The 15,340-nt window shown below is 61.6% G+C and carries 17 protein-coding genes; 13 read left to right on the top strand and 4 right to left on the bottom strand.

Annotated features, from left to right (window positions below):
- Positions 1-12 precede the first annotated feature (12 nt).
- The 12 genes from tsaB (at position 13) to trmB (ending at position 11,216) form a co-directional block, all read left to right on the top strand.
- Positions 13-678, top strand: coding sequence for a tRNA (adenosine(37)-N6)-threonylcarbamoyltransferase complex dimerization subunit type 1 TsaB (gene tsaB / locus ACZ9EJ_RS16345; protein ID WP_046639782.1), 666 nt, complete (start codon positions 13-15; stop codon positions 676-678).
- 17 nt (positions 679-695) lie between these two features.
- Positions 696-1,190, top strand: a complete 495-nt coding sequence (locus ACZ9EJ_RS16340; protein WP_046628535.1) for a GNAT family N-acetyltransferase — start codon at positions 696-698, stop codon at positions 1,188-1,190.
- Positions 1,191-1,231: 41 nt separating this feature from the next.
- A complete protein-coding gene (locus tag ACZ9EJ_RS16335; RefSeq protein ID WP_046603134.1) occupies positions 1,232-1,660 on the top strand; it encodes a Fur family transcriptional regulator in 429 nt (142 codons plus the stop codon).
- Positions 1,657-2,460, top strand: a complete 804-nt coding sequence (olsA, locus tag ACZ9EJ_RS16330; protein WP_046639783.1) for a lyso-ornithine lipid O-acyltransferase — start codon at positions 1,657-1,659, stop codon at positions 2,458-2,460. Before ACZ9EJ_RS16335 ends, olsA begins: the two co-directional genes overlap by 4 nt.
- Before the next feature lie 43 nt (positions 2,461-2,503).
- A complete protein-coding gene (miaB, locus tag ACZ9EJ_RS16325; RefSeq protein ID WP_046639847.1) occupies positions 2,504-3,916 on the top strand; it encodes a tRNA (N6-isopentenyl adenosine(37)-C2)-methylthiotransferase MiaB in 1,413 nt (470 codons plus the stop codon).
- Positions 3,917-3,941: 25 nt separating this feature from the next.
- Positions 3,942-4,997 (top strand): PhoH family protein, encoded by a 1,056-nt coding sequence (locus tag ACZ9EJ_RS16320; RefSeq protein ID WP_046627988.1) that lies wholly within the window; start codon positions 3,942-3,944, stop codon positions 4,995-4,997.
- A gap of 18 nt (positions 4,998-5,015) precedes the next feature.
- Positions 5,016-5,525, top strand: a complete 510-nt coding sequence (gene ybeY / locus ACZ9EJ_RS16315; RefSeq protein ID WP_046639784.1) for an rRNA maturation RNase YbeY — start codon at positions 5,016-5,018, stop codon at positions 5,523-5,525.
- Positions 5,526-5,534: 9 nt separating this feature from the next.
- Positions 5,535-6,719, top strand: a complete 1,185-nt coding sequence (locus ACZ9EJ_RS16310; RefSeq protein ID WP_046639785.1) for a hemolysin family protein — start codon at positions 5,535-5,537, stop codon at positions 6,717-6,719.
- Positions 6,720-6,814: 95 nt separating this feature from the next.
- Positions 6,815-8,416, top strand: a complete 1,602-nt coding sequence (gene lnt, locus ACZ9EJ_RS16305; protein WP_046639786.1) for an apolipoprotein N-acyltransferase — start codon at positions 6,815-6,817, stop codon at positions 8,414-8,416.
- Positions 8,417-8,568: 152 nt separating this feature from the next.
- The gene (locus ACZ9EJ_RS16300; protein ID WP_037079404.1) at positions 8,569-8,985 is read left to right on the top strand and encodes a helix-turn-helix domain-containing protein; all 417 of its coding nucleotides are present in this window, start codon (positions 8,569-8,571) and stop codon (positions 8,983-8,985) included.
- Positions 8,986-9,170: 185 nt separating this feature from the next.
- Positions 9,171-10,430: a methionine adenosyltransferase gene (metK, locus tag ACZ9EJ_RS16295; protein ID WP_046627996.1), complete on the top strand. Its 1,260-nt coding sequence runs from the start codon at positions 9,171-9,173 to the stop codon at positions 10,428-10,430.
- 84 nt (positions 10,431-10,514) lie between these two features.
- Entirely contained in the window at positions 10,515-11,216 is a 702-nt protein-coding gene (trmB, locus tag ACZ9EJ_RS16290) for a tRNA (guanosine(46)-N7)-methyltransferase TrmB (RefSeq protein WP_046639787.1), read from the top strand.
- A 4-nt stretch (positions 11,217-11,220) separates the two neighbouring features.
- Here trmB and ACZ9EJ_RS16285 read toward each other — a convergent pair whose 3' ends face one another.
- Both ACZ9EJ_RS16285 and ACZ9EJ_RS16280 read right to left on the bottom strand, forming a co-directional pair.
- Positions 11,221-11,478, bottom strand: coding sequence for a BQ00720 family protein (locus ACZ9EJ_RS16285; RefSeq protein WP_037079396.1), 258 nt, complete (start codon positions 11,476-11,478; stop codon positions 11,221-11,223).
- 44 nt (positions 11,479-11,522) lie between these two features.
- Entirely contained in the window at positions 11,523-11,951 is a 429-nt protein-coding gene (locus ACZ9EJ_RS16280) for an Hsp20 family protein (protein ID WP_046627998.1), read from the bottom strand.
- Positions 11,952-12,145: 194 nt separating this feature from the next.
- On the opposite strand from ACZ9EJ_RS16280, the gene ACZ9EJ_RS16275 reads away from it, so the two are divergent.
- The gene (locus tag ACZ9EJ_RS16275) at positions 12,146-13,087 is read left to right on the top strand and encodes a nucleoside hydrolase (protein WP_046639788.1); all 942 of its coding nucleotides are present in this window, start codon (positions 12,146-12,148) and stop codon (positions 13,085-13,087) included.
- 48 nt (positions 13,088-13,135) lie between these two features.
- Here ACZ9EJ_RS16275 and ACZ9EJ_RS16270 read toward each other — a convergent pair whose 3' ends face one another.
- Positions 13,136-14,035, bottom strand: coding sequence for a ribokinase (locus tag ACZ9EJ_RS16270; RefSeq protein ID WP_046639789.1), 900 nt, complete (start codon positions 14,033-14,035; stop codon positions 13,136-13,138).
- A gap of 49 nt (positions 14,036-14,084) precedes the next feature.
- Positions 14,085-15,290: a DNA recombination protein RmuC gene (locus tag ACZ9EJ_RS16265; RefSeq protein ID WP_046639790.1), complete on the bottom strand. Its 1,206-nt coding sequence runs from the start codon at positions 15,288-15,290 to the stop codon at positions 14,085-14,087.
- Positions 15,291-15,340: the final 50 nt, after the last annotated feature.

Here is a 15,340-nt window from a genome sequence, read left to right as displayed (position 1 = left end):
CGGCCCCGTTGAATGATTGTTCTCGCCATCGATACCGCCGGGGTGGATTGCTCCGCAGCGCTCTACGACAGCGCCGCCGGCAAAGTGCTGTCTGAAATCACCGAGACGATCGGCAAGGGCCATGCCGAAAGGCTGATGGCGGTCATCGACGAGGCGCTGGCCGCAGCCGGTCTTCCTCTCAAAGCCGTCGAGCGAGTTGCAGTCGTCATAGGGCCGGGCTCCTTCACCGGCATTCGCGTCGGCGTGGCCACCGCCCGTGGTCTGGGGCTTGCCCTCGGCGTGGAATCGGTCGGTGTGACCACTCTCGAGGCCCTCGCGGTCAAGTTTCTTGGCGAACACAAGGGCCAGCCGGTCGTTGTCGCGATGGATGCCAAGCGCAACGAGGTCTACACCCAGGCGTTTTCCGCCAACGGGGAGGCGTTGAGCCAACCTGCGGCACTCTCGCCGGAAGATGCTTCGGAACTCGCCAAGTCTCATTCGGCAGTAATGACCGGCTCCTGGACCGAGCATTCCCTTGGCAAGGAAGTTGCCGAACATGACGGGCGGGACCGTTTCGATATTGCGGTGGTCGCCCGCATCGCCGCCGAAAAACCTGTGGATGCGCAACGTCCCAAACCATTGTATCTTCGTGGACCAGATGCGAAACCGCAGACCGGTTTTGCCCTTGCCCGTTCGTGAATGTACAGACTGCGCCGATGCTCGACGATTACCTGACCTGGAAGCCGTATTTCGAAGTCGTGCCGATGGAGGCGAGCGATTGCCTGGAGATCTCCGAACTGCATGGCCAGCGATTTCCGCGTCAGTGGAGTGACGGGGAATTCCAGAACCTGCTCCTGCAGCAAAATGTCTTCGGTTTTATCGCCCGTCAGACCAATGCGTTTTTCTCCAAGCCGCTCGGCGGCTTCGTTCTGTCGCGCGAGGCGGCGGGTGAGGCGGAGATCCTGACGGTCGCCGTCAACGAGAAATTCGGTCGGGTGGGGCTCGGCTGGCGTCTGATGCAGGCCGCCCTGCGCGAGGCGGCGGCGCGTGGCGGGGAGAGCATGTTCCTGGAAGTGGAGGCGGCGAATCGCCCTGCTGTCGAGCTTTACCGCAAGCTCGGTTTCCAGAAAGTGGGCGAGCGCCCGGCCTATTATGCCGGGCCGGACGGGACGCGATCCACGGCGCTTGTCATGAGCCGAGTTCTTCGCTAGTCCGTTAGTTTCTACGGGAACGTTTCGAAGGCCAAAACGACATGACAGACCTTTCCAAGACCCTGGAGGAGCTGTGTGCCGAGAAAGGCATGCGAATGACGGATCAACGCCGCGTGATCGCGCGTATCCTGCAGGAGTCCGTTGACCATCCGGATGTCGAGGAACTCTATCGCCGGTCCTCCAAGGTCGATCCGCGCATCTCGATCTCGACGGTTTACCGCACGGTAAAATTGTTCGAGGACGAAGGGATCATCGAACGTCACGATTTCCGCGACGGCCGCTCGCGTTACGAGACCGTGCCGGAGGAACATCACGACCACATGATCGATCTCAATACCGGCAATGTCATCGAGTTCCGCTCGGCGGAAATCGAGGCGCTGCAGGAACGCATCGCCCGGGAGCATGGGTTCCGTCTCGTCGGCCACCGGCTGGAGCTCTACGGCATCCCGCTGGACAAGGACGATAAGTGATTACTTGGGCGCGGATTGGCTTCGTTTTCGTTGCTCTTTTCGCAGTTACGCTGGTCCTGTTGCCGTTTCAGCTCCTCGGCCTCGCCTTCGACCTCAAGATCCGCCGTTATCTCCCGCGCTACTGGCACAAGACCGCCTGTTTTCTGCTTGGCATCCGCATTCATGTGCACGGAACGCTGGAGCGCCGCCGGCCGCTGATGCTGGCCTGCAATCATGCGTCGTGGAAGGATATTCTCGTGCTCGGCGCAATCGCCGACGTCGTTTTCATTGCCAAGATGGAAGTGTCGGAATGGCCGGTCTTCGGCACGCTCGCCAAGCTGCAGAAGAGCATCTTCGTCGTCCGTGAACAGAAGCGCCGCACCGGCGATCAGGTGAACGAGATTGCCGAGCGCATGGCGGCCGGCGAGATCGTCGTGCTTTTTCCCGAGGGTACCACCTCCGATGGCAACCGGCTTCTGGAGGTCAAGTCGTCATTGTTCGGCGCTGCCGCCGCTGCGGTGCAGCATACGCCCGAAGGCGTGGTGCATGTCCAGCCGGTGGCGATCGCCTATACCCGCATCCACGGCATGGCCATGGGCCGTTACCATCGGCCGATCGCGGCGTGGCCTGGCGATATCGAACTCGTGCCGCATCTGCTCGGCGTCCTGAAGGAAGGCGCGCTCGACGTGGACGTCGCCTTCGGGGAAACGGTCGATTTCCGCGCCGGCGACAACCGCAAGCATCTGAGCATGGCCGTGACCAGCCGGCTTCGGCGCATGCTGATCCGCCATCTGCGGGGTCGTGACTACGACACCCTTTAGGAAACGCTTCATTTCCGGGTCTTCTTGCGGTATGGAGCGAGCCATGAACGAACACGTCTCCCTTTCCGTGGCCGCCGACGAGCCGGTCCAGCGCTCGAATTCCCGCAAGGTCTTCATCAAGACCTATGGCTGCCAGATGAATGTCTATGATTCGGGCCGCATGAGCGATGCGCTGGCGGGCGAAGGTTACGTGCCGACCGAGGAGATGGGCGAGGCCGACCTTATCCTCCTCAACACCTGTCACATCCGCGAAAAAGCGGCCGACAAGGTCTATTCGGCGCTCGGGCGTCTTCGCGACATGAAGAAGGCGCGGGCTGCCGAAGGCCGGGAGCTGATGATCGGCGTCGCCGGCTGCGTCGCCCAGGCCGAAGGCGAGGAAATCATCCGACGCGCGCCGGCCGTCGACGTGGTGATCGGCCCGCAGACCTATCACCGCCTGCCGGAAGCGCTGAGGCGCGCTCGCGGCGGAAAGCCGGTCGTCGACACCGAATATGCGGTCGAGGACAAGTTCGAGCACCTGCCTGTTACCGAGAAGGCGAAGATCCGCGCCCGCGGCGTCACCGCCTTCCTCACCGTCCAGGAAGGATGCGACAAGTTCTGTACCTTCTGCGTGGTGCCCTATACGCGCGGTTCTGAAGTCTCTCGCCCGGTCCAGCAGATCGTCGACGAAGCCTCGCGGCTGGTCGATAGCGGCGTGCGCGAGATCACGCTGCTCGGCCAGAACGTCAATGCCTGGCGTGCTGAAGGTCCGAAAGGCGGCGAATGGAGCCTCGGCGACCTGCTTTATCGCCTTGCGGAAATCCCAGGCCTCGCTCGTCTGCGCTACACGACCAGCCATCCCCGCGACATGGATGACCGGCTGATCGAGGCCCATCGCAACCTGCGCAGCCTGATGCCCTACCTGCATCTGCCGGTTCAGGCCGGTTCGGACCGTATCCTGAAGGCGATGAACCGTCGCCACACGGCTGCCGAATATCTTCGCCTGATCGAGCGCATTCGCGAAGCCCGGCCGGACATCGCCATCGCCGGAGATTTCATCGTCGGTTTCCCCGGCGAGACGGACAAGGACTTCGAAGATACGCTGCGCCTCGTCGAGGACGTGAACTACGCGCAGGCCTATTCCTTCAAATATTCGACCCGCCCCGGCACCCCCGGCGCCGATCTTGGCGATCAGGTGCCGGAAGAGGTGAAGGCGGAGCGGCTCGAAAGATTGCAGGCCCTGCTCTTGAAACAGCAGGCCGAATTCGCCAAATCCTGCGTCGGAAAGGTCATCGACCTGTTGCTGGAAAAGCCCGGTCGCATGCCAGGACAGATAATTGGACGCTCTCCCTGGCTTCAGTCTGTGAATGTTGATGCAAAAACATCGCAAATCGGTGACATTATACAGGTACGAATCAGTGGAACCGGCCCGAACAGCTTGTTTGCCGACCCGGCAGAGAGTTTAATAGGAGCCTGAGCTAACATCGAGGAGCTTGCCCTACTTGAACGGACGTGAATTGGTTTCTTCATCCGCGCGCCACCCCCGAACCGCCGCTACCGACGCCAATCACTTTGTCCTGACGTTCGAGAACAATAGGTTCGCCAGCGAGCTTTTCGGTCAGTTCGATCAAAATCTCAAACTTCTCGAAGAACGGCTTCACATCGATGCCAGGGCACGCGGCAATTCGGTGGCGATCTCCGGCGATCTGACGGCGACCAACCAGGCGCGCCGGGCGCTGGATTTCCTCTATGAGCGCATCCAGAAGGGCGGTTCGGTCGATACCTCCGACGTCGACGGGGCGATCCGCATGGCGCAGGCGGCAGACGATCAGCTGCAACTGCCGACGCTCGAGAAAAAAGCCAAGCTCTCGATGAGCCAGATTTCCACCAAGAAGAAGACGGTCGTCGCACGCACGCCAACCCAGGACGCCTATATGCGGGCGCTGGAACGGTCGGAGCTCGTCTTCGGCGTCGGTCCGGCTGGTACCGGCAAGACCTATCTCGCCGTCGCCCATGCCGCACAGCTTCTGGAGCGCGGCGCCGTCGATCGCATCATCCTGTCGCGTCCGGCCGTCGAAGCCGGCGAGCGCCTGGGCTTTCTGCCCGGCGACATGAAGGACAAGGTCGATCCCTATCTGCGGCCGCTCTATGACGCCCTCTACGACATGATGCCGGGCGACAAGGTGGAGCGGGCGATCACCGCCGGCGTCATCGAAATCGCGCCGCTCGCCTTCATGCGCGGCCGCACGCTCGCAAACGCCGCCGTTATTCTCGACGAGGCACAGAACACCACGTCGATGCAGATGAAGATGTTCCTGACCCGTCTCGGCGAAAACGCCAGGATGATCATCACGGGCGACCCGAGCCAGGTCGATCTTCCGCGCGGCGTGAAATCAGGCTTGGTGGAGGCGCTGCAGATCCTGAAGGGCGTCGAGGGCATTTCGGTGATCCGCTTCAAGGATACCGACGTGGTCCGCCATCCGCTGGTCGGCCGCATCGTCCGGGCCTATGACGCGCAATATGCCGTCCACGAGGAAAGCGAGGAAGTCGACCGGTAACGGTCGGCTCCAAACCTTATGCCCCAACTCGACATACAGATCAGCATTGAAGACGAGGGCTGGCCCGAAGAGCCGGCCCTTTTGGCCTTGAGCGAAAAGACGCTTGGCGCGGCGGCCGAGTTTCTGGCGGGCCAGGAAAAACAGCCCTTCCCGAAGATCGCCCCGGAATTGTCGCTGGTCTTTACCGACGACGCGGCCATCAAGGAGATCAATGCCGAATGGCGCGGCAAGGACAAGCCCACCAACGTCCTGTCCTTCCCCGCCTTTCCGCTCGAACCCGGCAAGATGCCGGGGCCGATGCTCGGCGATATCGTCATCGCTCGCGAGACAGTTGAGCGGGAAGCGGTTGATCTTGACAAGAGTTTCGAGGATCATCTGACCCATCTGCTCGTCCACGGTTTCCTGCATCTATTCGGCTACGACCATATGCAAACGGACGAAGCGGAAAGAATGGAAGCGTTGGAGACTCGCATTTTGGCCACCCTTGGCCTATCTGACCCCTATGCGGGGCAAGACCCGATAGTATAGTCTGGATCAATGAACGACTTTTCGACAAACCCGACCCGTGAGGGCAAGGACGCCGACTCGAGTTCCTCGGAAGAGGGCAGTAGTCCGTCTCGAGCGGAAGCCCACAAACACCAAAGCTCTTTCTGGTCGCGCGCGGTCAGGCTGCTCAGGCCGTCGCAGGGCGAGAAGCTCCGCGAGGATCTTGCCGACGCGCTGATGACCGACACCAATATCAGCAATGCCTTTTCGCCCGAGGAACGGGCGATGCTGCACAACATTCTCCGGTTCCGTGAGATCCGCGTCGAGGACATCATGGTGCCGCGCGCCGACATCGAGGCGGTCGACATGACCATGACGATCGGCGAGCTGATGATCCATTTCGAGGAAACCGGCCGCTCTCGCATGCCGGTCTACAACGACACGCTCGATGATCCGCGCGGCATGGTCCATATCCGCGACCTCCTTTCCTATCTGGCCAAGCAGGCTCGCAACAAACGCCGCACCAGCGCGCGCGCTGCACCCACCCAGCCGATGCCGCTTGCCACCGACAAGCCGGAAAAGGCGGAGAAGACGGTGCGCACCCCGCGGCCTGCCTTCGACCTCGGCCGCGTCGACCTGGAGCAGACGGTCGCCGAAGCAGGCCTGATCCGAAAGATCCTGTTCGTGCCGCCCTCCATGCTCGCTTCGGACCTGATGCAGAGCATGCAGGCGGCCCGCACCCAGCTCGCGCTCGTCATCGACGAATATGGCGGGACCGACGGTCTCGTCACCCATGAGGATATCGTCGAAATGGTGATCGGCGACGTGGAGGACGAACATGACAATGAAGAGGTCATGTTCTCGCGCACCAGCGAGGATGTCTTCGTCGCCGATGCGCGTATCGAACTCGAGGAGATCGCCAAGGCGATCGGTTCCGATTTCGACATTCGCGACCGCCTCGAAGACGTCGATACGCTGGGCGGGCTGATCTTCTCCGCGCTTGGCCGCATCCCGGTGCGCGGCGAAGTGGTGCAGGCGGTGCCCGGTTTCGAATTCCAGATCCTGGAGGCCGATCCTCGCCGCATCAAGCGCGTCCGGATCCTGCGCAAGCGGACGCTCGCGCGCCGCCGCCAGAAAGGGGAGGGCGAAATAATGCTCACTGATCAGACACCGACAACTGCCCTGCTACCGGCGCCATCCGCTCAGGACGCCGACGGACGCAATCACCAGCCTTGAAAGATCCCTGAGGTGTCCGCCTCTTTGACCTCACGACAAGCCCGCCATTTTTTGAAAGACTGCAGCCGCTGATTCGGGGGCGGAAGGGAACATAGATGGAGCGGCTGGCGGGCAGGATCATGCTTCTCTGGGGCTTCCCGCGCGTCGCCGTTGCTTTTGTCGCAGGTGCGCTCGGTGCGCTCGCCCTGCCGCCTTTCGGCTTCTTCGCAGCGCTTTTCATCTCCTTCACGTTGCTCGTCTGGCTGATGGACGGTTCCACCGGCAATCCGGATGGGGGACGTTTCGCGCGGTTCCGGTCGGCATTCTGGATCGGCTGGGTCTTCGGTTTCGGCTATTTCGTCGCCGGCCTCTGGTGGCTCGGCAACGCGCTTCTGGTGGAAGCAGACGAATTTGCCTGGGCACTGCCACTCGCGGTTCTTGGCTTGCCTGCCTATCTCGCGCTCTTTTACGGTCTTGCGACGGCGATTGCCCGCATATTCTGGTCGGATGGTTTCGGGCGGATGGCCTCGCTCGCCTTCGGCTTCGGTCTGGCCGAATGGCTTCGCGGCTTCGTCGCCACCGGCTTCCCCTGGAATGCGGTCGGTTATGGCGCGATGCCCATGCCGCTGATGATGCAGTCCGCAGCCGCGCTCGGCATTTTCGGCGTGACGGTTCTTGCCGTCTTCGTATTTTCGGCGCCCGCCCTGATCGGCACCAAAAAAGGCATGCGGACCGGACTGACGCTCGCAGTCCTGCTGTTTGCCGCCCATCTGGGTTATGGCGCCTATCGTCTGCACGTCGCCGACGCCACGCCGGTTCCGGCTGCAGACAATCAGCCGGTCGTCCGCATCGTCCAGCCGGTAATCGACCAGGCGCGAAAACTGGACGATGCCGAGCGGGCGGCGATCTTCGAGGAACATCTTGCGTTGTCGGCTTTGCCGCCCGAGAACGGCGGCAAGCGGCCTGACATCATCGTCTGGCCGGAAACCTCCGTCCCCTTCATTCTGACCCAGAACCCGGATGCGCTGACCCGCATCGCCGAGGTGCTGCAGGATGGCCAGGTCCTGATTACCGGCGCGGTGCGTTCCGAAGATGCAGGCGCGGGCCTCGCGCCGCGTTTCTACAATTCCATCTATGTGATCGACAGCGAAGGCCAGATCGTTTCGGCCTCCGACAAGCTGCATCTCGTCCCGTTCGGGGAATATGTTCCCTATGAGGACCTCCTGCGCAATCTCGGCATTCCCGATGCAATCGCCATGCCGGGGGGATTCAGTGCGGCGCCGGTGCGGGCCATGCTGACCCTGCCGGGCGGCAGGACCTTCTATCCGCTGATCTGTTACGAGGCGATCTTCCCCGACGAGATCGGGCCGGAGGTGGAGCGGGTAAGCGCGCTTCTGAATGTTACCAATGACGGCTGGTTCGGAGCGACGCCGGGGCCTTATCAGCACTTCCAGCAAGCTCGAATCCGCGCCGTCGAAAACGGCCTTCCGCTGATTCGCGGGGCAAATACAGGCGTTTCGGCGGTTGTCGACCCCTTCGGAAGGATGATCCGTGGCCTGGACTATAATCAAAAAGGCGTGATGGACGCAACCCTGGGCGGTATTTCAATCCCGCATTGGGATGTGAATGCTCGGGAACAGCACTTCTGGTTGGTTCTTGCGCTGATGTTGTTGATTGCAGCCATCTCGCGCGCTGGTTTTAATTTTAGGACGAATTGACCAAAAACCCCTAAAATTGCATAGTGGTCTCAGCCTTTCGTCTCGCCATATGCTTCAAACGTTGAGCCTGTTGTGACCAGCCGCGCGAAGTGTATCTCCACACGCAGACCGGGTTGTGAGGATTGAACCACAAACGTCGTCAGGACATCGTTATGATTGAAAACAAAAAGAAGCCGAACCCGATCGATATTCATGTCGGGAGCCGAATTCGCCTTCGCCGCACCATGCTCGGAATGAGCCAGGAAAAGCTCGGTGAAAGCCTTGGCATTACGTTCCAGCAGATTCAGAAATACGAGAAGGGCACGAACCGCGTTGGTGCGAGCCGTCTGCAGAACATCTCCAGCATTCTCAACGTGCCGGTCTCCTTCTTCTTCGAAGATGCGCCGGGCGATCAAGGCGGTCAGGGCGGCATGGCGGAAGCCTCAAGCTCCAACTACGTGGTCGATTTCCTCTCCTCCTCCGAAGGCCTGCAACTGAACCGGGCTTTCGTGAAGATTTCGGACCCGAAAGTTCGCCGGCGTGTGGTAGATCTCGTCAAGGCCCTGGCAGCGGATGCCGAGGTCGAATAAAGCTCATCGATATCAGCACAGAAGCGGCCTCCGGGCCGCTTTTTTGTTGCCTGCTTCAGAGCGTCGGGTGTTGCGGGAATGCCCGACTTGTAGACATAAAGATATATTTATGTCGTTGTACGCTTGTGTTTGTCGATGGAAATCACTAACACAGGTGCGTTCGTTTCTTTGAGGGGAATCCCGTAATGCGCGCAAGTTATCTGTTCACCAGCGAGTCCGTTGCCGAGGGCCATCCGGACAAGGTTTGTGATCGTATCTCCGATGAAATTGTAGATCTTGTGTACCGCGAGGCGGCCAAGACCGGCGTCGATCCCTGGACCGTGCGCATTGCCTGCGAAACGCTGGCAACCACGAACCGAGTCGTCATTGCCGGTGAAGTCCGCCTGCCGCCGAGCCTGATGAAGAAGGACAAGGACGGCAAGGACGTCATCAATCCCTCGAAGTTCAAGTCGGCCGCCCGCAAGGCGATCCGCGACATCGGTTACGAGCAGGAAGGCTTCCACTGGAAGACGGCCAAGATCGACGTGCTGCTGCATTCCCAGTCTGCCGATATCGCGCAGGGCGTTGACAGCGCGGCCGACAAGCAGGGCGACGAAGGTGCCGGCGACCAGGGCATCATGTTCGGTTACGCCTGCAAGGAAACGCCGGATCTCATGCCGGCACCGATCTATTACTCCCACAAGATCCTGCAGTTGCTCGCCATCGCCCGCAAGAAGGGCGAGGGCGACGCCGGCAAGCTTGGCCCAGATGCCAAGAGCCAGGTGACCGTGCGTTACGAGAACGGCAAGCCGGCTGCGGTCGACTCGATCGTTCTTTCCACCCAGCACCTCGACGAGAGCTGGGATTCCAAGAAGGTCCGCCAGGTCGTCGAACCCTATATCCGCGAAGCGCTCGGCGACCTGCCGATCGCCAAGGATTGCAAGTGGTACATCAACCCGACCGGCAAGTTCGTCATCGGTGGCCCGGATGGTGACGCCGGCCTTACCGGCCGCAAGATCATCGTCGACACCTACGGTGGCGCGGCTCCGCATGGCGGCGGCGCATTTTCCGGCAAGGACACGACCAAGGTCGACCGTTCGGCCGCCTACGCCGCCCGTTATCTGGCGAAGAACGTCGTTGCCGCCGGCATTGCCGACCGCTGCACCATCCAGATCTCCTACGCCATCGGCATCGCCCAGCCGCTGTCGATCTATGTCGACCTGCACGGCACGGGCAAGGGCGTGACGGAAGACCAGGTGGAAGCCGCCATCCGCAAGGTCATGGACCTGTCGCCGACCGGTATCCGCCGCCATCTCGACCTCAACAAGCCGATCTATGCCAAGACTTCGGCTTACGGCCATTTCGGCCGCAAGGCCGGCCGCGACGGTTCCTTCTCCTGGGAGAAGACCGATCTGGCGAAGCCCCTCAAGGATGCGCTGAAGGAAGAGACCCTCAAGGCTGCCTGATCGGCCTTTACGGATAGCTCAATAAAACTGTAAAGCGGGTGCCTCCTGACGGAGACGCCCGCTTTTATCATGAGAGACCAACCTATGACCGAACCGCAGCACCCGAGCCGCAGCACCGAAGCCTTCTTCGGCCGCCGCAAGGGCAAGCAGCTCCGCGAACGCCAGGCGGAAGGAATTGCGACGCTGTTGCCTGCGCTGAAGCTCGATCTTCAGGCGCCAGCGCCGGCGGTGCTTTCGGAGCTATTTCCGGTACCGGTCGAGGAACTGCGGCTGGAAATCGGTTTCGGCGGCGGCGAGCACCTGGTCCACCGTGCGCAGGAGAATCCAAAAACCGGCTTCATCGGCGTCGAGCCTTTCGTCAATTCCATGGCGAAACTTCTGTCGCGCCTCGACGAACTGGGGCTTAGGAACATCCGGGTCCATGACGACGACGCCACGCAGGTTCTGGACTGGCTGCCGGATGCATCGCTCGATCGCATCGACCTGCTCTATCCGGACCCTTGGCCGAAGCGGAAACATTGGAAAAGGCGGTTTGTGTCTGCGGTCAATCTCGACCGTTTCCACCGCGTGCTGAAGCCGGGCGGTCTGTTCCTGTTCGCATCCGACATCGACACCTATGTCAACTGGACGCTGATCCATTGCCGCGACCATGGCGGTTTCCAATGGCAGGCGGAGCAATCTTCCGACTGGCTGACGCCCTTCGCCGGCTGGCCAGGTACGCGATACGAGAACAAGGCCCGCCGGGAAGGCCGTTCCTCGGCCTATCTGACGTTCAGGAGAGCCTGAAAGGTCAGTGCAGGCTGACGGTCTTCAGGTCGTCTTCAGCAGCCTTGAAGAAGGTGCTGGAGCGATTGTCGGTCAAAAGGATCGGCGTGCCATCTGCGCCGAACAGGGCCCAAAGATCGAGACTGGGATCGATATCCGGGGCTTCAGGGAAGCAGCGGGACACTTCGTCCGACCGCATCTTGCGAATATACCCGACCTCTCCAGCGCCCAGATGAGCAAGTTCGGACTGCGTCAAACGCGTATTCGCTTCTTTCAGGAGCATTCCAGCCTCCAGCATTGAGGGGCAACGGCATTGGCGCCGTTGACCTACTCTGAGACGGAAATGTTAATTTTTCGCACCATGCGTGCGGGCTCCGGCCGGATAAGGTCAACCGACAGCAAACCGTTCTTGAGCGAGGCGCCGGAAACCTGCATTCCGTCGGCGAGCACGAACATACGCTGGAACTGGCGTGCAGCAATGCCGCGGTAAAGATAGTCGCGATCGCCCTGTTCCGTCTGGCGTCCGCGAATGACGAGGTGGTTTTCTTCCGTCGTCACATCGAGCTCGGCTTCGGAAAAGCCGGCCACGGCCAGCGTGATTCGCAGCCGCTCAGGCGCCCCGGAAGCATCGGCGCGGAGGCGTTCGATGTTATAGGGAGGATACCCGTCGTTCGCCTTCGCCAGGCGTTCGAGTGTCTTTTCCATGGCGTCGAAGCCCAGAAGCAGAGGGCTCGCAAACGGCGTCATTCGGCTCATCGTCCAGTCCTTGCAACAAGCGACCATGTTGGCGCCCGCCGGGCGGCCCGCCAACTCAGCCGTTATATGGGAGGTTCCGGCCGCGACCGCAAGGATGAGCGGCGGGGCTGATGGTCACGGCTGCTCGATGCCGCCGATACGGCACTTGACAGAATGTCAGGTTGTGGACCACTTCCCGGAAAAAAGGAGCATTCATGCAGCGCAGGAAGATTATCATCGATACCGACCCGGGTCAGGACGATGCCGCGGCGATTATGCTTGCCTTTGCGAGCCCCGACGAGATCGAGGTGCTTGGTCTCTGCGCGGTCGCCGGAAACGTGCCGCTTTCCTACACCAGCCGCAACCTCCGGATCGTCTGCGAACTCTGCGGCAGGCCGGATGCGCCGGTTTACGAGGGGGCGCTGAAGCCAACCACGCGCCCGCAGGTCACCGCCGAGCACGTGCACGGCAGGACGGGCCTCGACGGCATCGAATTACCCGAACCGACAATGCCGGTGAAAGATATCCATGCGGTCGACCTCATCATCGACACCTTGCGCACCGAGCCTGCCGGAACGGTCACGCTCTGCACGCTCGGGCCGCTTACCAATATCGCGCTCGCTCTTGAGAAAGCGCCGGATATCGCTGGGCGCGCGAAGGAACTGGTGATGATGGGCGGCGGCTTTTTCGAGGGTGGCAACATCACGCCGGCCGCCGAGTTCAACATCTATGTCGATCCCGAAGCGGCAAAGACCGTGTTCGCCTCGGGCATGCCGATCGTCATGATGCCGCTCGACGTCACGCATCAATTGCTGACGACTAAAGCCCGTGTCGAGAAGATCGCCGCGCTCGGCACGCATCCCGCAAAGGTTCTGGTCGCATGGCTCGCCTTCTTCGAGCGCTTCGACATCGAAAAATACGGCTCCGATGGCGGGCCGCTGCATGATCCGACGGTCATCGCCTACCTCATCAAGCCCGAGCTCTTTTCGGGCCGCGACTGCAATGTCGAGATCGAGACGCAATCGGAGTTGACGGTGGGCATGACGGTGGTTGACTGGTGGCGCGTCTCCGGCCGCAAGCCGAATGCCAAGGTGATGCGTCATGTCGATGCCGACGGCTTTTTCGAATTGCTGACCGAGCGGGTTGCCCGGCTCTGAGGTGGAGCAAGCAGGCAAGGAAAATGCCACCGGAAGCTCGATCAGAGCTTAGACCCTGGCATCGACCGCCTCGGCAGGCGGGATCGACGGCTGGGCGCCGCGGCTGAGGCAGGCGAGCGAACCGGCCACCGCTGCCCGGCGAAGTGCTTTCGCAAAATCGAGCCCCTGTTCGAGGCTGGCGGCCAGATAACCGCAGAACGTGTCGCCGGCGCCGACCGTATCGACCGGTTCGATCTTCAGGCCCTCGGCCGTCACGATCGCTCCGTCGCGGATCGCAACCACGCCGTCGCCACCGAGCGTGACGACGAATGTCTGGCCGGTTTCCGCATGCAGCTTTCTCAACATGTCCTGGCGGGCCGCAGCGTCCGGGATCGGGCTTCCGGCCAGCAGTTCGAATTCCGTTTCATTGGCGACCACGATATCTGCGAGCCGGGCTAGCCGGGCCGCATCGCCGGTCAGCGGCGCCGTGTTGATCACCGTCAGCACGCCTTTGGCACGCGCCGCGTTGAGCGCCGTCTCTACCGCCTCGGCCGGGATTTCGAGTTGCAGCATCAGGATATCGCCGGCCTTCATGGCCTTGACCGCCGCCTCGGCCTGCGCCGCGCTCACCGTACCGTTGGCACCGGCCACCACCGCGATCATGTTTTCGCCCGTGCCCCCCACTAGGATCAAGGCCGTGCCGGTTGGATCGGTTACGCGCGCGACCGCGGAGAGATCGACCTTAGCGTCATCGAGAAGTGCCAGCGCCGGCGTCGCAAAACCATCCTCCCCAACGGCTCCGGCCATATGCACCGTGCTTCCGGCGCGGCGGGCGGCGAGAGCCTGGTTGGCGCCCTTGCCACCGGCGGCGGTCGCAAAGCTTGATCCCTCGACCGTCTCGCCCGGTTGGGGCAGACGCTCGGTCGTGGCGATGAGATCCATGTTGATGGAGCCGAGGACGGTGATCATGGCGGGCCTGCGTGCTAGATTTAAAGTCGCGCGACACTGCCCGAGAGAGTTACTCCTCGTCAACCACCCGCAGTTTGAGAAGACCGGTACGGCTTTCGACCACCTTCGCCTGTGGCAGGTCTCGGACTGCTTCGGCTACCACCGGAGCCTCCAGCTCGAGAGCCTCGATCTTGGCGCCGCGGCGGTTGAGCTTGTCGGTGGACGTCATGATCTGCTCGACATCCTTCTGCGCCGCGAAGAAATGCGCCTGGAGCTTGCGGGTGCGGTCGTCAAGACGCGAAAGATCCTCGATCAGCAGCGCCACTTCGCCCTGGATGAGATGCGCTTGCTCGCGCATCCGCTGGTCCTTCAAGACCGCCTGGATGACCTGAATGGACAGCATCAGCAGTGAGGGCGAGACAATGACGATCCGGGAACGTTGGGCCTTCTGCACGGCGCTCTCGAAATGCTCGTGGATCTCGGCGAAGATCGATTCCGACGGCACGAAGAGGAAGGCCATTTCCTGCGTTTCGCCCGGGATCAGGTATTTTTCCGAGACATCGCGGATGTGGACCTCGAGGTCGCGCTTGAATGCCTGGCTGGCGGCCCGCCGGGCCTCAGGAGCGGCGGCCTCGCGAAAAGCGTTCCAGGCTTCGAGCGGAAATTTGGCGTCGATCACCAAAGGCGGAGCGCCGTTCGGCATCCTGATCGTGCAGTCGGGCCTGGTGCCGTTCGAAAGCGTGGTCTGGAAGCCGTAGGCGCCCATCGGCAACCCGTCGGCAATGATCGCTTCCATTCGACCCTGGCCGAAGGCGCCGCGTGTCTGCTTGTTGGACAGGATCGCCTGCAGGCCGACGACGTCCTTTGCGAGAGTCTGGATATTGTTCTGGGCAGCGTCTATCACCGCCAGCCGTTCCTGCAGCCGCTGCAGGTTCTCGTGCGTCGACTTGGTCTGCTCGGTGATGCTAGCGCCGATCCGGTGCGTCATGCCGTCGAGCCGCTGGCTGACCGACTGGTTGAGTTCCGATTGCCGCGTCGAAAGCGTTTCCGCCATGGCCGACAGCCGGCCCTGCATTTCGCTCTGGGCTCTCAGGAGTTCGGAAAGCCGGGCCTCACCTTCCATCGCCCGCAAGTCCGCATCTTCCCGCCGCTGAAGGGATGCCCGGCGCGCCAGAAACAGCCATAACAGCAGCAATGCCGCTCCACACATCACCGCCACCACGGCAGCGCGGGGGTCGTCGGAGAAACGGGAAAGGCTCGCAACAAGGTTATCCATGGCGGGAAACTAACAGAATTTTGCGGCTTGAAAAGATCAAAACGTGAACA

Source organism: Neorhizobium sp. USDA 3394 (assembly GCF_056280385.1).
Note: the sequence above shows the minus strand (reverse complement) of the source record. Positions and strands in the feature narration are given on the sequence as shown.

Bases quoted from the DNA above. Each gene is read 5' to 3' on its own strand.
- tsaB (WP_046639782.1), top strand. From the start codon at position 13: ATGATTGTTCTCGCCATCGATACCGCCGGGGTGGATTGCTCCGCAGCG.
- ACZ9EJ_RS16340 (WP_046628535.1), top strand. From the start codon at position 696: ATGCTCGACGATTACCTGACCTGGAAGCCGTATTTCGAAGTCGTGCCG.
- ACZ9EJ_RS16335 (WP_046603134.1), top strand. From the start codon at position 1,232: ATGACAGACCTTTCCAAGACCCTGGAGGAGCTGTGTGCCGAGAAAGGC.
- miaB (WP_046639847.1), top strand. From the start codon at position 2,504: ATGAACGAACACGTCTCCCTTTCCGTGGCCGCCGACGAGCCGGTCCAG.
- ybeY (WP_046639784.1), top strand. From the start codon at position 5,016: ATGCCCCAACTCGACATACAGATCAGCATTGAAGACGAGGGCTGGCCC.
- ACZ9EJ_RS16310 (WP_046639785.1), top strand. From the start codon at position 5,535: ATGAACGACTTTTCGACAAACCCGACCCGTGAGGGCAAGGACGCCGAC.
- lnt (WP_046639786.1), top strand. From the start codon at position 6,815: ATGGAGCGGCTGGCGGGCAGGATCATGCTTCTCTGGGGCTTCCCGCGC.
- ACZ9EJ_RS16300 (WP_037079404.1), top strand. From the start codon at position 8,569: ATGATTGAAAACAAAAAGAAGCCGAACCCGATCGATATTCATGTCGGG.
- metK (WP_046627996.1), top strand. From the start codon at position 9,171: ATGCGCGCAAGTTATCTGTTCACCAGCGAGTCCGTTGCCGAGGGCCAT.
- trmB (WP_046639787.1), top strand. From the start codon at position 10,515: ATGACCGAACCGCAGCACCCGAGCCGCAGCACCGAAGCCTTCTTCGGC.
- ACZ9EJ_RS16285 (WP_037079396.1), bottom strand. From the start codon at position 11,478: ATGCTCCTGAAAGAAGCGAATACGCGTTTGACGCAGTCCGAACTTGCT.
- ACZ9EJ_RS16280 (WP_046627998.1), bottom strand. From the start codon at position 11,951: ATGAGCCGAATGACGCCGTTTGCGAGCCCTCTGCTTCTGGGCTTCGAC.
- ACZ9EJ_RS16275 (WP_046639788.1), top strand. From the start codon at position 12,146: ATGCAGCGCAGGAAGATTATCATCGATACCGACCCGGGTCAGGACGAT.
- ACZ9EJ_RS16270 (WP_046639789.1), bottom strand. From the start codon at position 14,035: ATGATCACCGTCCTCGGCTCCATCAACATGGATCTCATCGCCACGACC.
- ACZ9EJ_RS16265 (WP_046639790.1), bottom strand. From the start codon at position 15,290: ATGGATAACCTTGTTGCGAGCCTTTCCCGTTTCTCCGACGACCCCCGC.